Below are 17,179 nucleotides of genomic sequence, written 5' to 3'. Positions count from 1 at the left end.
CCACCTGAGCCCCTGACGACCCGGGACCACAGCACGGCACCCCTCACGTCGCGTTCAGCGCCACCGTCGGGTGCAGGCGCGCCGCCCGGATCGCCGGGTAGAGGCCCGCGACCACGCCGATCAGCAGCGTCGCCGCCAGGCCGCCCGCCAGGGACCAGGGCGGGACCACCGCCGTCCACCCCTGCGCCCGCGCGAACCCGTACGTCGCCGCCGCGCCCAGCAGCGCCCCCGTGACCCCGCCCAGCGCGGACAGCAGCAGCGACTCGGTCAGGAACTGGAGCCGGATCGCGGTGCGCGTCGCCCCCAGGGAGCGGCGCAGCCCGATCTCCTGGCGGCGCTCCAGCACGGAGATGACCATCGTGTTGGCGACCCCCACCCCGCCCACCAGCAGGGCCACCGCGCCCAGCCCGAGCATCAGGGCCGTCAGCCCCTTGTCGGCCGCCGCCCGGGCCGCCAGCGCGTCCGAGGGGCGCGAGACCCGGACGGCGGCCTCGTTGCCGGGGCTGACCGTACGGGCCAGCACCTCCCGTACGTCCTCGACCGACGCGTCCGTGGACCGCTCGAAGACCGTGGTGGGGCGGCCGTCGAAGCCGAAGTACCGTTCGGCGGCCGGGAATCCGACCAGGGCCACCCGGTCCAGCGTCGGGACCAGTTCGACGGGTTCGAGGATGCCGACGACGGCGACCCGGAAGTCGTTCATCATGATCGTCTCGCCGGGGCGGGTGACGCCGAGCCGGTCCGCCGCCACCGCCCCAAGGACCGTCGTCGGCAGCCGCTCCCCGGCCGGGGTCAGCCAGGTGCCCCGGGCGACCTCGCCGCCGAGCGTGGCGAGCAGATCCGTCCGGGCCGCCTGCGTGGTGACCCCGGCGGTGCGCTCCTCGGGGACGACATCGCTGCGGCGGACACGGGCGTCGACCTCGGCCGTGGCCGTGGCGTGCAGCACCGGGCCGATCCGCTCGACCATCGCCACCGCGTTCTTCGGCAGCTCCACCGTGCCCCCGAGCGGGGTGTCGCCCGCCTCGGCGGTGAGGAGGTTGGTGCCGAGGCGGTCGAGGCGGGACATCAGGTCCGCGCGGCTCGACTCGGACAGGCCGACCACCGCGACCATCGTCGCGATGCCGATGGCGATCCCGAGCGCCGAGAGCACCACCCGGGCCCGGCGCGCCCGCAGGCCGACCGCACCGACGCGCAGGACGTCCCGGGGGGACAGGCGTGCGGGCTTCAGTGCGTGGGTCATGCGCCCGCCTCCGTTTCGTCCGTACGGGCCCCATCGACCGTCACGCCGAAATCGTCCGTACGGGCCCCATCGACCGTCACGCCGAATGCTGCCGTCGTGCTGCGGTCGTCCGACACGATCTCGCCGTCCCGGAACCGGACCCGGCGCGGCAGCGCGGCCGCGATCTGCTGGTCGTGCGTGATCACGCAGACCGTCGTGCCCGACGCGTTCAGCTCGTGCAGCAGCTCCATGACGATCGCCCCGGACGCGGTGTCCAGCGCCCCCGTCGGCTCGTCCGCCAGCAGCAGCCGGGGTTCGCCCACCAGGGCGCGGGCGATGGCCACGCGCTGCTTCTCGCCGCCGGATAGCTCGTTCGGGGTGTGCGAGGCCCGGTGGCCCAGGCGTACGCGGGCCAGCGCGTCGCGCGCCCGCTCGCGCCGCTCCCGGGAGCCGACGCCCGCGTACAGCAGCCCGTCGGCGACGTTGTCCACCGCGTCCCGGCCCGCGGCCAGGTGGAAGTGCTGGAACACGAAGCCGATGTGGCGGGCGCGCAGCGCGGAGAGGCGCGCGTCGGAGAGCGCGGACACGTCGTACCCGGCGACCCGGACCGTACCCGTGGTGGGCCTGTCCAGGGTCCCCATGACGTTCAGCATCGTGGACTTGCCGGAGCCGGACGGGCCGACCACCGCGAGGAGTTCGCCCTCGTGGACGGTGAGGTTCACGGCGCGCAGGGCGTGGACGCCGCCGGGGTAGGACTTGGTGGCGTTCCGGAGTTCGACGACGGGGGCGGGCGGGGGTGCGGTGGCGGCGGGGGCCGGCCGGGGCGGCGGGGGTGCGGTGACGGCGGGGGCCGGCCGGGGCGGTGGGGGTGTGCTCACGGCTTCGCCACCCCCACCTTCATGCCCGCGCGCAGCCCGGCCCCGCTGACCTCGATCCGCCCGTCCGCCGTCATGCCCGTCTCGACCCGGATCATCTCGGACGTCCCGCCCTTGACGACCTGGAGCCCGTACCCGCCGTTCTCGCCGCGCAGGGCGACGACCGCCTCGACCGGCACCGCGAGGACCCCCTCGCGGGCCTCGCTGACGAACGTGACGCTCGCCGCCGCCTCGGCGTCCTCGCCGGACGCGGCGCGGGAGCCGCCGTCGAGGACGACCTCGACGGTGATGCCCTCCTGGCCGCCGCCCTCGGTCCCGTCCTCCCCTTCCGGGCGTACCGTGCCGGCGACCTTCCCGGGCACGGTCTTCCCGCTCGGCAGCGTCACCTCCACCTTCGTGCCGCGTGCGGTGAGCGCGCCGTCCGTCTGCTCCAGGACGGCCCGGACGACCGGCCTGGTGGAGGCGATCGTCAGGACGGGTGCGTCCGGGCCGACCTGGTCGGCGAGGGCCGCGTCGGCGGAGACCACCTTGACCTCGCCGGGCTGGAAGACGACATCGCCCCGGCCGATCCGGCCGGTGGTCTCGCGGTTCAGGTGCTTCTGCCAGCGCTTGACGGCTGACTCGGTGTCCTCGCCGTACTCCGTGTCGACGTACAGCCCGGCTCCGTAACCCAGGTCCCGCAGGTTCCGCTCCAGTTGGAGCACGTCGCTGCCCCGGTGGCCCTTCTTCATCTCGCGGAACGCCGGGACCGGCCCGTAGAGGAGCGTGACCGGCTTGTCGTTCAGCTCGTACAGGGCTTCCCCGCGCCGTACGGTCCTTCCCTCGGCGGCCGCCACCGTGACCGTGCCCTCCACGGCGGCCTTCACGGCCCGGCGCTGGGCGAAGTCGATCCTGCCGTCGACGGTTCTGGCGAGGACGAGGTCGGTGCGGACGACGGTGGCGGTGGCGGGCGGCAGGCCGTCACCGCCCCGGCCCGGGCTTCCCGTTCCGTCGCCCGCGCCGAGGAACAGGACGCCCCCGGTGACGGCCGCCGTCACCGTGCCCAGCGCGAGGAGGGCGGTGGTGGAGCGCTTCACTGCATCCCGTCCAGTCCGTCGAGGAGCTTCTCCTTGCACGCCTCGCGGGCCTCCTTGTACGCGGGCGACTCGCGGTCGTAGACGGGGGAGCCCGGGTTCGGGTCGCCGCCCGGTATCGCGTTGCCGCCGGACATCACCGGGTTGGTGAACCGGCTGATGCCGTTGTCCCGCATGCACTGGGCGTGCGCGAGCATCGATTCGTAGGCCTTCTGCTGGTCGCGCTCGGGCTCGGCCGCCATGGCCGCCTGGAGCTCCGCCACGCAGACGCCGTTCTTCCCGGCCTTGATGCCTTCGTTGCGGCCGGGCTGGGACCCGATCTCGTTGATCTTCGTCCAGTCGAGATGGCCACTGAGCTTGGGGTCCGGGTAGTCCTTGTAGCCGCCCTTGGAGCGCATGCACTGGACGAACGCCACCTGGGCGTCGTAGAAGGCGCTCTTGCCGGCGGGCTTCGCGCTCGGGGAGGTCTGTTCCTTCACGTTCCCGTCCGTGGACGGCTCGGTCTTCGGGGACTGTACGTCGGCGATCGCGTCGTGGCTCCTGGTCCCGGTGGCGTCGTCGCTCCCGCCGCAGGCGACGGAGAGGGCGAGCACGGGCACGGCCACGAGGGCGGCCAGGCGGAGCCCGGCTGTGGTGGTGGGGAAGCTCATGGATCTCACGCTGGCCGCCGAGGATGATGGCCGGTCCATGGGCACATGATGGGAACGTAACAATGCCTCTGACCTGCGCCTGTGCCCCCGGGAGGGGGAGGCGGGGACGTTCCGGGCGTGCGCATAATCGGGCCCATGCCGCATGTGCTGCTCATCGAGGACGACACGTCCGTACGGGACGGGATGGAGCTTGTGCTGCGCCGGCACGGGTACGGCGTGGAGACGGCCGCCACCGGCGAGGAGGCCCTCGCGCTGCTCGCCGGGGAGCGGGGCGCCCGGGTCGAACTGGCCGTGCTGGACCTGATGCTGCCCGGCATGGACGGCTTCGAGGTGTGCCGCCGGATCCGGGCCCGTACGGCGGCCCTGCCCGTCATCATGCTGACCGCGCGCGGCGACGACCGGGACATCGTGGCCGGGCTTGAGGCGGGGGCAGACGACTATGTGGTCAAGCCGGTCACCGCGCCCGTCCTGGAGGCCCGCATCCGGGCGGCGCTGCGGCGCGCGGAACCGTCACTGCGGCGGGCCCGACGCCGACGTCACCGACCTCGCCGGGCTCGTGATCGACCGGGCCGGGCTGACCGTGACGAGGAACGGCACTCCGGTCCCGCTGCCGCCGACCGAACTGCGGCTGCTGCTGGAGCTGTCGGCCTCGCCGGGCCGGGTCTTCACCCGGGAGCAGCTGCTCGCGTCGGTGTGGGACCACACGTTCCTGGGCGACTCGCGGCTGGTGGACGCGGCGGTGGGGCGGCTGCGGGCGAAGATCGAGGAGGTGCCGGGCAGGCCCCGGTACGTGCAGACCGTGCGGGGCTTCGGCTACCGGTTCGGGCCGCTGTGACGGGGGGCTTCCCGGGCTTCCCGGGGCGTGGGGCCCTCCGGCGCGGAGCCCCTCGGCGTGAGGCGCCCCGGCGCGGGTCTCCCCGGAACGGGTCCGGGCGGCGTGAGGCCCTCCCGGGCGGGTCTCCCCGGCGCCGCTCCCTCCGGCTCGGGTCCCGGCGGCTCGTCGGCGGACTGCGGGTCAGGCTCGTCGTCACGTTCGTCCTGGTCGCCCTCCTCAGCGCGGTGACCGCGACCGCCCTCGCCTACCGGGACGCCCGCACCGCCGTCCTCCAGCGCACCCAGAACACCGCCGTGAACGACCTCCGCGAGCGGGTCGCGACGGTCGCGGCCGGGTTCGACCTGCCGCCCGACCAGCGCTCGCTGTCCCGGTTCGCCGCGCAGGTCTCCGAGGGTCTGGGCGCGCGCATCGTGGTCGCCCGCCACCAGGACCTGACCGCCGTCTCCGACGCGTACGCCGCCACGGAGGGCCGGATCACCGCCGAGCTGCGCGCGGCCGTACGGGCCGGGGACGGGGCCCGGTTCCAGCGGGTCCAGTGGCGGGGCGAGCCGTACCTCGTCGTCGGCATGCCGGTGACGTACGCCGACGGGGACCGGCGCACCTCGGGCCTGGAGGTGTTCGCGATCACCGATCTGCGGGCCGAACGCGACGACACGGCGGCCCTGCTGGACTCCGTGCGGGAGGGGACCGTGCCCGTCGTGGTGGCGGCCGCGCTGCTGGCGCTGCTGGCCGCCGGGACGGTCCTGCGTCCGGTACGGAAGCTGGGGCGGGCCACGCGTGAGCTGGCCGCCGGTGACCTCGGGAGCCGGGTCGCGGTCCGGGGGCACGACGAACTGGCTTATCTGGCAAGGACGTTCAACGAGACCGCCGACGCACTCCAGGCGTCCGACGCGGAGTTGCGGGCCCAGGAGGCGAAGGCGCGGCGGTTCGTGGCGGACGTGTCGCACGAACTGCGCACCCCGCTGGCGGCGATGACGATGGTGGCGACGGTCCTGGAGGAGGACGCCGACCAGCTGCCGCCGGACGCCGCCCGGGCCGCCCGTACCGTCGGCGCGGAGACGGCCAGGCTGTCCCGGCTGGTCGAGGACCTGATGGAGATCTCCCGCTTCGACGCCGGTGCGGTCCGGCTCAACGCCTTCGAGGCCGACCTCGCCGAGACCGTACGGGCGTCGCTGGCGCTGCGCGGCTGGACGGACCGGGTGACCGCCGAACTCCCGGAAGGCGTCAGGGCCGTGGTCGACCGGCGGCGCGTCGACGTGATCGTGGCGAACCTGGTGGGCAACGCGCTCCGGCACGGGGCGCCGCCGGTCACGGTGACCCTGACCGCGCCCGGGGACGACGAGGACCGGGTGGCGAGGCTGGAGGTCGCCGACCACGGTCCGGGGCTGCCGCCGGAGGCCCGGGAGCGGGTCTTCGACCGGTTCTACAAGGCGGACGAGGCACGTACACGGAACACCGCCACGGCCGGGAGCGGCGGGGAGGCCGACAGGGAGTCCGGCGGCCGGGGCAGCGGCCTCGGGATGGCCATCGCGCTGGAGAACGCCAGGCTGCACGGCGGCACGATCGAGGTGGGCGAACGGGCGGGCGTCGGTGCGGTGTTCACGCTGGTCCTGCCCCTGCGGCGTACCGATGCGGACGGCGAGGGAGACCGATGAGGTTCCGACGGGGCGTCGTCCTGACCACGCTGGCGTTCCTGCTAGTCGGCTGCGGGGTCGGGGTCCGGCCGACCGGGGTGATAGACGCGGGCGACCCCGCCTCCGGGCTGACGCGCGGGAAACGGCTCTACTACGCGTCGGACACGGGGCTGCGGGCGGTGCCCCTGCTCGACCGGGAGAACGACACCCTGGACGCGGTGATGAAGCTGCTGGCCCAGGGCCCGACGGCCGCCGAGCGCCGCGAGGGGCTGACCACCCTGGTCCACGCCCCGAGCGGATACACGGTGACCGGGGACGGACCGCACGTCACGGTGACGCTGGAGGGGCCGTACTGGGCGCGGCCCCGGGACCAGGCGACCGGGCAACTGGTCTGCACGCTGGCCAGCTTCCAGTCCGTAAGGGAGGCGGAGATCCGGGCGGACGACGTGGAGGTGACGATCAGCCCGGGGGAGGGCCCGGAGTTGGGGCCGCTGCGGTGCGCGGAGTTCCTCGACCGCTGAGGGGCGCTGAGGGGGCTGAGGGGGCTGAGGGGCACGAGAGGTACTGAGGGGTGGGGACGGGCGCGCGCCGGGTCCGTGGAATGCTGGCGCGACAGGATCGGCCGCGCGGACGGCCGGGGCCAGGGCCAGGACCGGAACCGGGGGAATCGTGGAGCGTAAGCGGCTGTGGAAGTCCTGCGTCCCGGTGGCGGTGAACCTGCTGCTCGGGATTCCGGCCATCGTGCCGGCCTTCCTGATCTGGTACGTGCTGTCCAACGGCCCCCTGGCGGAGCTGGGGTGGACCGATCGGGAACCGACCGAGAACGACGGCATGTGGCTGTGGCTGGTCTTCGTCGTCCCGGTGGTGGCCTGCTTCGGAGGCCTGTGGACCCTGCTCAACCTGTGGATGCGGCGCAGGCTGCCGGCTGCCGCGCCCCCCGGCCCGTACTGGACTCTGGCGGCGACGCTGACCCTCACCCCGTATCTGCTGGGCGTCGCCTTCGGCTGAGGAACGCGGCCATCGGACCGGTTCGGATTCAGAACTCCACGGTCAGCTGCGCCCGCACGTGCGCCCGCAGCACCCCCGCCATGTCCGTCGTGCAGTCGCTGATCAGCCACTGGATCTGGAGGCCGTCCATCAGCGCGATGAGCTGCTGACCGGCGGCCGACGGGTCGACGTCGTCGCGGAGTTCGCCCGCCTCCCGGGCCTGGAGGTAGGCGCGTTCGGTGTTGGCGACGGACGTACGGTAGCGGGCCTCGAAGTACGCGTGGGCCGGGTGGTCGGGGGCCGTGGCCTCCGCCGCGACGACCGAGAACAGTTCGACGATGCCGCGCCGCTTGGCGTTCAGCTCGGCGAGGTCCACCAGGCGGCGCAGATGGTCCACGCCCCGGGTGACACCGAGCGCCAGCCACTCGTCGTCCACGTCGTCGCGGCGCTGGAGGACCGCGAGGAGCAGCGCCTCCTTCGTCGGGAAGTGGTGCAGGAGCCCCGGGTGGGAGATGCCGCAGCGGGTGGCGATGACGCGCAGCGACGCACCCCGGTAGCCGGCCTCGCCGAACAGGGTCATCGCCTGGTCGAGGATCTCGGTCCGCTTGGCCCGGCCCTTGGCGTAGCCGCGTCGGGTTTCCGGGGTCACGCGTATGCACCCGCTGTCATCGCCACGCCTCTCTGCTTCCGCCCCAGATTCTCACAGGAGTGAATACTTACCATGCGGTCGGGATTGAGCGTACGGTACTGCGAGTGCCGCACCGCGAGTGCCGCACCGCGAGTGTGCCGTAGCCGTCGTGACCGTCGTGTCCGTCGTGTCCGTCGTGTCCGTCGTGAAAGGAAGTCCTGTGGGTCCCAAGCCGCCGTATCTCGACCCCGCGCTGCCCGTCGCGGAGCGGGTCGCCGACCTCCTGGGGCGCATGACGCTGCCCGAGAAGGTGGGCCAGATGCTCCAGCTCAACGCCAAGGAGGGCGTGCGGCACCTCGTCGAGGACCTGCACGCGGGCTCGATCCTGCACGCGTCCCCGGAGCGGGTGCGCGAGGCCGCCGCGCTCACCGCGAAGACCCGGCTGCGCATCCCGCTGCTCGTCGCGGAGGACTGCATCCACGGGCACTCGTTCTGGGAGGGGGCCACGATCTACCCGACGCAGCTCGGGATGGCCGCCACCTGGGACCCGGAGCTGGTGGAGCGGATCGCGCGGGCGACGGCGGTGGAGGTCGCGGCGACCGGGGTGCACTGGACGTTCTCGCCGGTGCTCTGCATCACCCGGGACCTGCGGTGGGGCCGGGTCAGCGAGACGTTCGGCGAGGACCCTTTCCTGATCGGCGAGCTGGCCTCGGCGATGGTGCGCGGCTACCAGGGCGAGGGCCTGGACGACCCGACCGCGATCCTGGCCTGCGCCAAGCACTTCGCCGGGTACTCCGAGACCCAGGGCGGCCGGGACGCCAGCGAGGCGGACATCTCGCGCCGCAAGCTGCGCTCCTGGTTCCTGCCGCCGTTCGAGCGGGTCGCGAAGGAGGGCTGCCGGACCTTCATGCTCGGCTACCAGTCGATGGACGGCGTGCCGATCACCGTCAACAACTGGCTGCTGAACGAGGTGTTGCGCGGTGAGTGGGGCTACACCGGGACGCTGGTCACCGACTGGGACAACGTCGGCCGCATGGTGTGGGAGCAGAAGGTCTACGCCGACTACGCGCAGGCTTCGGCGGCGGCGGTCCGCGCGGGCAACGACATGGTGATGACCACGTCGAACTTCTTCGAGGGCGCCCAGGAGGCGGTGGCGCAGGGCGCGTTGAAGGAGGCGGAGATCGACGCCGCCGTACGTCGCATCCTGACGCTCAAGTTCGAGCTCGGCCTCTTCGAGGACCCGCGCCACCCCGACGCCGGCCGGCAGGCCGAGGTCATCGGCAGCGAGGCGCACGCGGCGCTGAACCTGGAGGCGGCCCGCCGCTCGCTGGTGCTGCTGACGAACGACGGCACGCTGCCGTTCGCGGGCGGCCTGGAGGCGGGCGAGGAGGGGCGGGCCACCGGCCCCGGCCCTCGTACGGTGGCGGTCATCGGCCCCAACGCGGATGACGCACAGACCCAGTTGGGCGACTGGGCGGGCTCGTCCGGGCAGGCCGACTGGCTCCCGGACGGCCAGCCGCGCGCCATGATCCGTACGGTCCTCGACGGCTTCCGCGACCAGGTGCCCGCCGACTGGACCGTCTCGTACGCGCCCGGCGCCCGGATCCTGGATGTCGGGCCCGACCCGGAGGGGGAGTTCTTCCCCGACGGGCAGCCCCGCCCCGAGGTCGTCCACCCGGCCGCGCCCGACGCGGAGCTGATCGCCGAGGCCGTCGCCGCGGCGGAGGCCGCGGACCATGTGGTGGCCGTCGTCGGCGACCGGATCGAGCTGATCGGCGAGGGCAAGTCGACGGCGACCCTCGAACTGGTCGGTGATCAGGTCGCGTTGCTGGACGCGCTGGCCGCGACGGGGAAGCCGCTGGTGGTCGTCGTCATCAGCTCCAAGCCGCTGGTGCTGCCGCCGTCCGCGCTGGGTGCGGCGGCGATCGTGTACGCGGCCAACCCCGGCATGCTCGGCGGCCGGGCGATCGCCGAACTGCTCCTCGGGCTGATCGAGCCGACCGGGCGGCTGCCGCTGTCCTTCGCCCGGCACGCGGGCCAGCAGCCGACGTACTACAACCAGGTGCGCGGCCAGCACGGTACGCGCTACGCGGACCTCACCCAGCGCCCGGCGTTCGCGTTCGGCGAGGGGCTGAGCTATTCGACGGTCGCCTACGCGGACCTGGAGGTGCTGACGGCGGTGGTCGACGAGTCGGAGACCGTACGGGCCCGGGTCACGGTGACCAACACGGGGGCGCGGCCCGCGCTGGAGACGGTCCAGGTGTACGTGAGCGACACGGTGACGTCGGTGACCTGGGCGGAGAAGGAGCTGAAGGCCTACCGGCAGGTGGCGCTGGCTCCGGGGGAGTCGCGCGAGCTCCTCTTCGAGCTGCCGGTGGCCGACTGCACGCTCGTGGACGCGGAGGGCGTCCGCACGGTGGAGCCGGGCCGCTTCGAGCTGCTGGTGGGCCCGTCGTCCCGGGACGAGGCGCTGCTGCGAGGGGAGTTCACGGTCAAGGGCTGAGCCCTGGACGGTGGGCGGCGGCGCCCGCCGACGGAACCGCCCCGCGCGCGATCGCGGGAGCGGTCCCATCGGTGTGACCCGGGGGCCTGGAACCGCCGGCAGTCGTCAGCGGACCTCGAAGAAGTCCACGTTGTGCCGGTTGGCCTTGATGCCGACCTTGACGAACCCGCCGTTGCCCTCGTCGCCCGCGTGCTCGCCCCAGTACTGGCAGTGGAAGCCGGTCTCGGTCTCCTCGTCCACGGCCTTGGCCACCGGCAGCTCGTCGCAGGAGAGCTTGCTGATGTCGGTACGGCCCTTGTACGAGGCCCAGAGGCGGTCGTAGGCGGCCTTGGCGACCAGAACGCTCTGCTTCGGGGTGCTGTTGTAGAACGTCAGGAAGCTGCCCGGCTTGTACTTCTCGCTGATCTCGATCTCGTACGGGACGGTCGCGCCCTCGTAGGTCACGTTGCAGATGCTGACGGCACTGGCCTTCTGGGTCACCCCGTCCGGGCAGTTCGCGCTGGTCTTCCCCGGCACCTTGAGGCGGCGGAGCAGGTCTTCCTGGAGCTTGTGCTCGACCTTCTCGGTGAACGACGCGCCGTTGGCGGGCTTCGGGAGGACCTTGAGCTTCGGGTCCGAGCTGGAGGCGACGACGTCGGCCTGCGGGCCGGTCACCGGCACCGCGAGGTCCGCGCCCGGCTCCGGGGCCTTCGCCTCCTCGCTGGGGGCCTGGCCGGCGGAGCCCGCCGATCCGGTGGAGCGGGCGGAGTCGTCGCCCGAGGAGGAGCCGCAGCCGGCCACGAGAATGCCGACGGCGGCCAGCCCGATGAGGTTCTTCGAGATACGCATAAGCGGAGCCTAAGTTGCGCCTGTGACACCCCTGTGTGGCCGAACGGGCCCTCGTGACCCCGGGAGAGCGGGGTCAAAAGGTACATGTAGGGGGGAGACCGGGATATTCCAGTTTGCGTTCGTCACGTTCTGGGCGGGTGATGGTGGCTCAGTCGAGAAGGACTCGTACCGCGAATGTGACGGTCGGCTTCCGTCAGTTCCTGGAGTCGCCGGAGCGTCCGGAGTGACCGGAGTGGCCGTCCCCGCGGGCGCACTCCACGACGTCCCGTTCTGCGGCCCGGCCGGTCGCCCGGCGGTTCTCCGGCCCGGCCGTCCGGCCCCCGGTCCGGTCGGGCGTCCGTCGCGGCCGGGCGGTCTGCCGCCCGAGAAGGACGCCGCAGAGGGTGAGCAGCAGGCCGCAGATCTGCCGCCCGGACAGCGTCTCGTCGGCGATCAGGACGCCCAGCAGCACTCCTGTCACCGGGTTGAGCAGCCCGAGCAGACCGACCGTGCCCGCGGGCAGGTGGGCCAGGCCGGCGAACCAGACGGCGAAGGCGAACGCCGTCGCCACGACGGTGACGTAGGCGAAACCGAGGAGGGCCGGACCGTCGAGCGAGGGCGGTGCCCCTTCGGTGGTCAGGACCGCGAACGGCAGGAGCAGCAGCCCGCCGCCGGTGAGCTGCCAGCCGGTCGAGGCGAGCACGTCGACCTCGCCGCTCCACCGTTTGGCGAGCACGTACCCGAACGAGGAGACGCCCATCGCGGCCAGGGAGGCGAGGATGCCGAGGGGGTCCACGGAGCCGGTCGCCGTGAACACCATCAGGCAGACGCCCGCGATGCCGACACCGGCCCCCGCGAGATGCCGGGGTCCCGGGCGCTCGCCGACGAGTCCCCAGGCGAGCAGCATCATGGCCAGGGGCACCACGGCCATGATGATCGACGCCATGCTGGTCGGGAGGCGCTGGGCCGCCACGTACACGAGGGCGAAGAACCCGCTCATGTTCAGCGCGCCGAGGACCAGGGACTTCACCCACCAGATTCCGCGCGGCAGCTTCCGGCACACGGCGAGCAGGAGCAGCCCGGCGGGGAGAGCCCGGATCACCGCCCCGTACAGGGGATTTCCGGCGGGAAGGAACTCCCGGGTGACGAAGTAGGTCGCGCCCCAGGCGACCGGTGCCACGGCCGTGGTCAGCGCCCATCTCAGATTACCTTCCATGGAAGATATAATAACTTCCATGGAAGGTAATGAGCGGGGCAATCCCGGATCCGGCGCCGGAGCCGACATCGACGCAGAGGCGGAGGTCGCATCCGGGGCCGCCCCGGACCGCGTTGCGCGCATCCAGGCCGAGTGGGCGCGGGAGCGCCCCGACGTGGACGTCTCCCCGCAGGCGGTCATCGGCCGGCTGCACCGCCTGGGCCTGCTCCTGACCGGGCGCCTGAACCTCGTCTACCGCCGCTACGGCCTGTCCGAGGGGGAGTTCGACGTCCTGGCCACGCTGCGCCGGGCCGGGGAACCCTTCGAGCGCGCGCCGGGTGAGCTGGCCGCGCACACGATGGTCACCACGGGGGCGATGACCAAGCGGATCGACCGTCTGGAGTGCGACGGCCTGGTGGCGCGGCGCCGGTCGGCCGCCGACGGCCGGGGCCGGGTGGTCGCGCTCACGGAGGCCGGCCGGACGCTGATCGACCGGGCTTTCACGGACCACATGGAGAACGAGCGGGCCCTGCTGGACGCCCTGGAGCCGCGGGAGGCGGCGCAGTTGGAGCGGCTGCTGACGACGTGGCTGGCGAAGGTGGAGCCGGTGCGGGACGGTGAATGAGCGCCCGAAACCGTCAGGAACCCGCGTCCGCGTCCGTCCTCCGCAGCACGTACAGGTCCCCGGAGTCCGGGTCGCCGATGTACTGGTAGAGGGTCGGCCGGCTCGCCGTGCCGCCGACGTTCCAGACGTCGAAGTCGCATGAGTCGAGGGCGAGATCCACCTCCTGCGACCACGTGCCCCCGCCGGGTTCGTACGTCCAGGTGCCCTGCCCCGAACAGCGGGTGTCCCCGTCCTGCGGGCCGTCCGGATCCGTGGCGTCGTCCTCGTGACCCCAGCCGTCGAGGTCGTCGTCGACGTCCACGGCGGTGACGCGCCCGTCCGCCGTGAAGGTGACCGTTCCGCCCTGCCCGTCCGACCAGCGTCCGACGATGTCCGCCGAGATGAGCGCCGGTGGCCGGTACTCCTTCAGGACCCCCGTCGCCAGACCGACGCCGCCGAGGGCGGCGGTGAGCACGACGGCGGCCACGCCCCACAGGGTCACCGGCTTGAAGATCCGCTCCCGGCGTGAGCGCCAGAGCAGTGCCGGGACGGTGATGGCCACCGTGGTGAAGAACCACCCCGCAGCGGCGGTGGCGGGGTCCGCGCCGCCGTACGCCGCGACGACGGACCCGACGGGCACGAGGGAGACGGCCGCCGCAGCCGGCGGAACCCACCACCACGCCTCACGCCCGGCCAGCCGGCGCCCCAGTACGTCGCCGAGCCAGGCGGCCGGGAAGACGAGGGCCACGGACGCGGCGCCCGCGACCATGATCCCGAACACCGCGACCACGGGCAGGAACAGGATGAACATCGCCGAGCCGCCGCCCGCGTTCGGTGACTCCTGCGTGATGCCGTACACGACGGCCACGACGAGCGCGAGCATCCCTTCCAGGATCAGCACCAGCATCGAGAGCAGCAGCGACAACCCGAAGAGCCGCTTCTTCTCCGGTCTTCCTGACTTCTCCATCGTCAGTCCCCCTTGCGCACACCGATGTCTGTGCGGCACGCCCGCCGCGGGCGGCAGCTACGGACATCGTGTCAGAGCAGTTTGAACGCGTTCAATGCGGGGGTGCCGTGATGGAGGGGACGTATGTGCGGGCGCACTCGGGGCGCGCAAAGAAAAAGCGTTTCCGCGTACGGGTATTACCCCGTACGGGTGTGGCGCGGCCGTCCGGACGGCGGTGCGGCGAGCACAATGGGGCGGCGGTTCGTGCAGAGGCGCGCAGGCTCCTCTCCCGCACCTTGCGCTCAAGGAGGACCGGTGGCGGACAGCTGGACGGTTCAGCGGACCGGGCCCGGGGACGCCGCGCGCACGCAGGCGCGGGAACAACTTCTGGAAGCGGCCAGGGAGCTGTACGGCGTCAACGGATACCGGGCGACGGCCGAGCACGACGTGTGCGAGGCCGCCGGGGTGCCGGTCGAGGTGCTGCGCCAGGAGTACGGGTCACGGGAGGGGCTGCTCATCGCCCTCCACAACCGGGTCACGACGACCGGGCTGCGGGCGGCGGAGCGCGCCCTGCTGACCGAGGGCATCGACGACTGCTCGATCGAGGAACGGGTCCGGCTGCTCTTCGACGCGTACGTCGAGGCCGTCACCAGCGACCCGCGCGAGGCCCGCGTGACGTTCGTCGAAGTACTGGGCGTGAGCGCCGTGGTGGACGAGCACTGCAAGCTCTGGCGGGCACTGTGGACGGAGTTCCTGACGGGCGAGGCCGAGCGCGCGGTGGACCGGGGCGAGGCGGAGGACCGGGACCACCGGGTCGACGTGATGGTGATGGTCGGCACGGTCCACGAACTGATGGCCCACCACGCCCGCCGCTGCCGCCGCGCCCGCCCCGGCGAGGTCTCGGGCGAACTGACCCAGCTGGCCCTGACGATGCTGGGGTCGCAGCGGACCGGATGAGGCTCCGCCCGGGCGGGGGCGGGACGTTGCTTCGTATCCCCCTCCGGGCCACCGTTCGCTCAGCCCGGGCGGGGGCGGGACGCCCACGTGCTGCGGTCCCTGCGCGCCCTGGACGCTCCGCCCGGTCCGGCGGAGGCGGTATGCCGGAGACCGGGGACAACCGGCCGGCCGCGTTCGATCCGGCGCGGGTGTTCTTCGCGCACGACTCCTCGGTGTGGGAGCCGTGACGGCCGGGGCTCAGACCGTGGCGGAGGCCAGCGACTCCCGGGGCGAGGGACCGCCCCCGTACGGGCCGCCCAGCCCCCACGCCTGGTGCATCGCGTCCGCGAAGGCCGCCGCGAGGAGGTGTTCGCCGCTGGGGCCGGGGTGCGTGCCGTCGTACGTGTCCGTGTGGATGTCGTAGCCCGGCGGGCGCGAGACCAGAAGGAGCGGGGAGGCGGGGGTGTCGAGGTCCGCAACCGCCTTGGCCAGCAGTTCGTTGAAGCGGGCGCAGGACGCGGCGAACGGGGCGTCCGTCTCGGCCCGGATGTTCGGTATCACCGGGAGCAGGACCATGCGGATGTGCGGGTTCGCCGTCCGGGCGGCCTCGATGAACGCGCGGGCGTTCGCCGCCGTCTGCTCGGCGTCCGTGTAGAAGCCGAGGTCTATCAGGCCCAGCGAGACCAGCAGGACGTCCGCCTCCGTCTCACGTACCGCGTCCGCGATCACCGGGGCCATGTGCAGCCAGCCCTCGCCCCAGCCGGACAGATGGCGGCGGGCGGCGGGCGGGAAGGACGGGTCGGCGTACGTAGGGGAGAGCGGGGCGTCCGCCTCGGCGTCGTACAGCGTCGAGCGCGGGCCGACGATCTCGTACGCGAGACCGGGAAATGCCTCCAGGTGCTGCCACATCCGGTAACGCCAGGTGAAGTCGCCGGCGCGCCCGATGGTCATGGAATCGCCGACGAAGAGGAAACGCATGGCGTCATCATGGCCGATCACGGCTCCGGCCTGCGACGTGACGATGGACACTTGGGTCATGCGCCTGTATCCGACCGGGCCGGCGGGCACCCGTGCTGCCGCCCTCGCCGCTGCTCTTCTGCTGCTCGCCGGGGCCGGTCCCGCCGTGGCCGACGACGGGCGGCCCGACCGTGACTTCACGATCGAGGACCCCCGTGTCACCGAGTCCAGCGGCCTCGCCGCCAGCCGCGCCCACCCCGGCGTCTACTGGACGCACAACGACAGCGACGACGGCCCCTACGTCTTCGCCGTCGACTCCCGTACGGGCAAGACCCTCGCGACCATCACCATGCGGGGTGTGGGGGAGCCGCGCGATGTCGAGGCCATCTCCATCGGGCCCGACGGCGACATCTACGTCGGCGACATCGGCGACAACCTGGACGGCACGTGGAGCCACGTCTGGATCTACCGGTTCCCCGAGCCGGAGCAACTGCGCGACGCGACCGTCGACGCCGTCCAGTACGACGTGAAGTACGCCGACGGGGCCCGCAACGCGGAAGCGCTGATGGTCCACCCGAAGACCGGCCGCGTCTACATCGCCTCCAAGAACGAGGACGGCGGCGGCCTCTACGAAGGGCCGGCGAAGCTCACCGCCGGGGCCGTGAACACCTTCCGGCGGGTGGACGAGGTCCCGTGGGTCACGGACGGGGCCTTCTCGCCCGACGGGAAGCGCCTGGTGCTGCGCTCGTACTTCAGCGCCCGCGAGTACGCCTTCGAGAACGGCCGCCTCGGTGAGGACCGGTCGGTCGCCGCCCCGTTCCAGCGGCAGGCGGAGTCGGTGACGTACACGGCGGACGGCTCGGCCCTGATGTTCGGCTCGGAGGGGGCGCGGAGCGACGTCGTCCGGGTGGAGGTGGCGGGCGGCGGCTCCGGGGGCGATCAGGATCGGGGGAAGCCCTCGGGGAGCGGTGGCGCCGGTGGCGAAGCCGGTGACCAGGGCGACGGCGGCGGGGAGGACGGCGGCAAGGGCGGCGCCGGGCTCGGTGCGGCGATCGTCGTCGGGGCGGGCGTCCTGTGGTTCGCGCTCCGGCGGAAGCGGGGGTAGGGGTAGGACTGAGTCCCGCCTGATACTCGCCCTGGCCGGGCTGCGCGACGTGATGACCGTCCCGGCGCCCGCGTGGACGGCTCCCGAGCCCTGCCGGCCCGTCGAGCTCGGGACCAAGCCTCAGAGGGCCAAGGACCACGTGACTCCGTCCGGTTGGCCGTCGCCGCCCCTGCCGGTCCCGGCTTCTTCTGTGTTGCCGGTTCCCACAGGTCCCGACCGACGGGTCAT

At 73.0% G+C, this 17,179-nt stretch carries 16 protein-coding genes and 1 pseudogene; 8 read left to right on the top strand and 9 right to left on the bottom strand.

Annotation, left to right across the window (positions count from 1 at the left end; all coding sequences use genetic code 11):
- Positions 1-43 precede the first annotated feature (43 nt).
- Genes IE140_RS05515 through IE140_RS05500 form a run of 4 tightly spaced genes read right to left on the bottom strand, consistent with a single transcriptional unit; the run spans position 44 to position 3,814 of the window.
- Complete coding sequence (locus IE140_RS05515; RefSeq protein ID WP_150197740.1) at positions 44-1,237, bottom strand: ABC transporter permease; 1,194 nt, start codon at positions 1,235-1,237, stop codon at positions 44-46.
- Positions 1,234-2,094: an ABC transporter ATP-binding protein gene (locus IE140_RS05510; RefSeq protein ID WP_229826696.1), complete on the bottom strand. Its 861-nt coding sequence runs from the start codon at positions 2,092-2,094 to the stop codon at positions 1,234-1,236. Before IE140_RS05510 ends, IE140_RS05515 begins: the two co-directional genes overlap by 4 nt.
- Positions 2,091-3,167, bottom strand: coding sequence for a peptidoglycan-binding protein (locus tag IE140_RS05505; protein WP_150198446.1), 1,077 nt, complete (start codon positions 3,165-3,167; stop codon positions 2,091-2,093). The genes IE140_RS05510 and IE140_RS05505 overlap by 4 nt, the downstream gene beginning before the upstream one ends.
- Positions 3,164-3,814, bottom strand: coding sequence for a hypothetical protein (locus tag IE140_RS05500; protein ID WP_150198448.1), 651 nt, complete (start codon positions 3,812-3,814; stop codon positions 3,164-3,166). Before IE140_RS05500 ends, IE140_RS05505 begins: the two co-directional genes overlap by 4 nt.
- Positions 3,815-3,949: 135 nt before the next feature.
- On the opposite strand from IE140_RS05500, the pseudogene IE140_RS05495 reads away from it, so the two are divergent.
- From IE140_RS05495 to IE140_RS05480, 4 genes and pseudogenes are all read left to right on the top strand, one after another.
- Positions 3,950-4,649, top strand: a pseudogene (locus IE140_RS05495) (response regulator).
- A gap of 173 nt (positions 4,650-4,822) precedes the next feature.
- Positions 4,823-6,304 carry an ATP-binding protein gene (locus tag IE140_RS05490; RefSeq protein WP_150198452.1) on the top strand — a complete coding sequence of 494 codons (1,482 nt, stop codon included), beginning with the start codon at positions 4,823-4,825 and terminating at the stop codon, positions 6,302-6,304.
- Positions 6,301-6,804: a GerMN domain-containing protein gene (locus IE140_RS05485; RefSeq protein WP_150198450.1), complete on the top strand. Its 504-nt coding sequence runs from the start codon at positions 6,301-6,303 to the stop codon at positions 6,802-6,804. The genes IE140_RS05490 and IE140_RS05485 overlap by 4 nt, the downstream gene beginning before the upstream one ends.
- Positions 6,805-6,952: 148 nt before the next feature.
- Positions 6,953-7,291: a hypothetical protein gene (locus tag IE140_RS05480; protein ID WP_150197717.1), complete on the top strand. Its 339-nt coding sequence runs from the start codon at positions 6,953-6,955 to the stop codon at positions 7,289-7,291.
- A 28-nt stretch (positions 7,292-7,319) separates the two neighbouring features.
- Here IE140_RS05480 and IE140_RS05475 read toward each other — a convergent pair whose 3' ends face one another.
- Positions 7,320-7,919 (bottom strand): TetR/AcrR family transcriptional regulator, encoded by a 600-nt coding sequence (locus IE140_RS05475; protein WP_032764271.1) that lies wholly within the window; start codon positions 7,917-7,919, stop codon positions 7,320-7,322.
- 199 nt (positions 7,920-8,118) lie between these two features.
- Here IE140_RS05475 and IE140_RS05470 point away from each other — a divergent pair, with 199 nt between their 5' ends.
- Positions 8,119-10,401: an exo-beta-d-1,3/1,6-glucosidase gene (locus IE140_RS05470; RefSeq protein ID WP_150197718.1), complete on the top strand. Its 2,283-nt coding sequence runs from the start codon at positions 8,119-8,121 to the stop codon at positions 10,399-10,401.
- A gap of 105 nt (positions 10,402-10,506) precedes the next feature.
- Here IE140_RS05470 and IE140_RS05465 read toward each other — a convergent pair whose 3' ends face one another.
- Positions 10,507-11,229 carry a hypothetical protein gene (locus tag IE140_RS05465; RefSeq protein ID WP_150197719.1) on the bottom strand — a complete coding sequence of 241 codons (723 nt, stop codon included), beginning with the start codon at positions 11,227-11,229 and terminating at the stop codon, positions 10,507-10,509.
- Between the two features lie 193 nt (positions 11,230-11,422).
- Positions 11,423-12,424 (bottom strand): DMT family transporter, encoded by a 1,002-nt coding sequence (locus IE140_RS05460; protein ID WP_189460100.1) that lies wholly within the window; start codon positions 12,422-12,424, stop codon positions 11,423-11,425.
- A gap of 19 nt (positions 12,425-12,443) precedes the next feature.
- On the opposite strand from IE140_RS05460, the gene IE140_RS05455 reads away from it, so the two are divergent.
- A complete protein-coding gene (locus IE140_RS05455) occupies positions 12,444-13,028 on the top strand; it encodes a MarR family winged helix-turn-helix transcriptional regulator (RefSeq protein ID WP_308438347.1) in 585 nt (194 codons plus the stop codon).
- A 13-nt stretch (positions 13,029-13,041) separates the two neighbouring features.
- Here the strand turns inward: IE140_RS05455 and IE140_RS05450 are convergent, their stop codons facing one another.
- Complete coding sequence (locus tag IE140_RS05450; RefSeq protein ID WP_150197720.1) at positions 13,042-13,974, bottom strand: sulfite exporter TauE/SafE family protein; 933 nt, start codon at positions 13,972-13,974, stop codon at positions 13,042-13,044.
- A 294-nt stretch (positions 13,975-14,268) separates the two neighbouring features.
- Between IE140_RS05450 and IE140_RS05445 the strand changes: the two genes are divergently transcribed.
- A complete protein-coding gene (locus IE140_RS05445; RefSeq protein ID WP_006126618.1) occupies positions 14,269-14,910 on the top strand; it encodes a TetR/AcrR family transcriptional regulator in 642 nt (213 codons plus the stop codon).
- Between the two features lie 237 nt (positions 14,911-15,147).
- Here IE140_RS05445 and IE140_RS05440 read toward each other — a convergent pair whose 3' ends face one another.
- The gene (locus IE140_RS05440; protein ID WP_189460098.1) at positions 15,148-15,927 is read right to left on the bottom strand and encodes a GDSL-type esterase/lipase family protein; all 780 of its coding nucleotides are present in this window, start codon (positions 15,925-15,927) and stop codon (positions 15,148-15,150) included.
- Between IE140_RS05440 and IE140_RS05435 the strand changes: the two genes are divergently transcribed.
- On the top strand, positions 15,926-16,951 hold the full coding sequence (locus IE140_RS05435; RefSeq protein WP_189460095.1) for an SdiA-regulated/phytase-like domain-containing protein: 1,026 nt from the start codon (positions 15,926-15,928) through the stop codon (positions 16,949-16,951). The genes IE140_RS05440 and IE140_RS05435 overlap by 2 nt on opposite strands.
- The last annotated feature ends 228 nt before the right edge of the window (positions 16,952-17,179 follow it).

This window comes from Streptomyces parvus (assembly GCF_014648875.1).
GTDB lineage: Bacteria > Actinomycetota > Actinomycetes > Streptomycetales > Streptomycetaceae > Streptomyces > Streptomyces parvus.
Note: the sequence above shows the minus strand (reverse complement) of the source record. Positions and strands in the feature narration are given on the sequence as shown.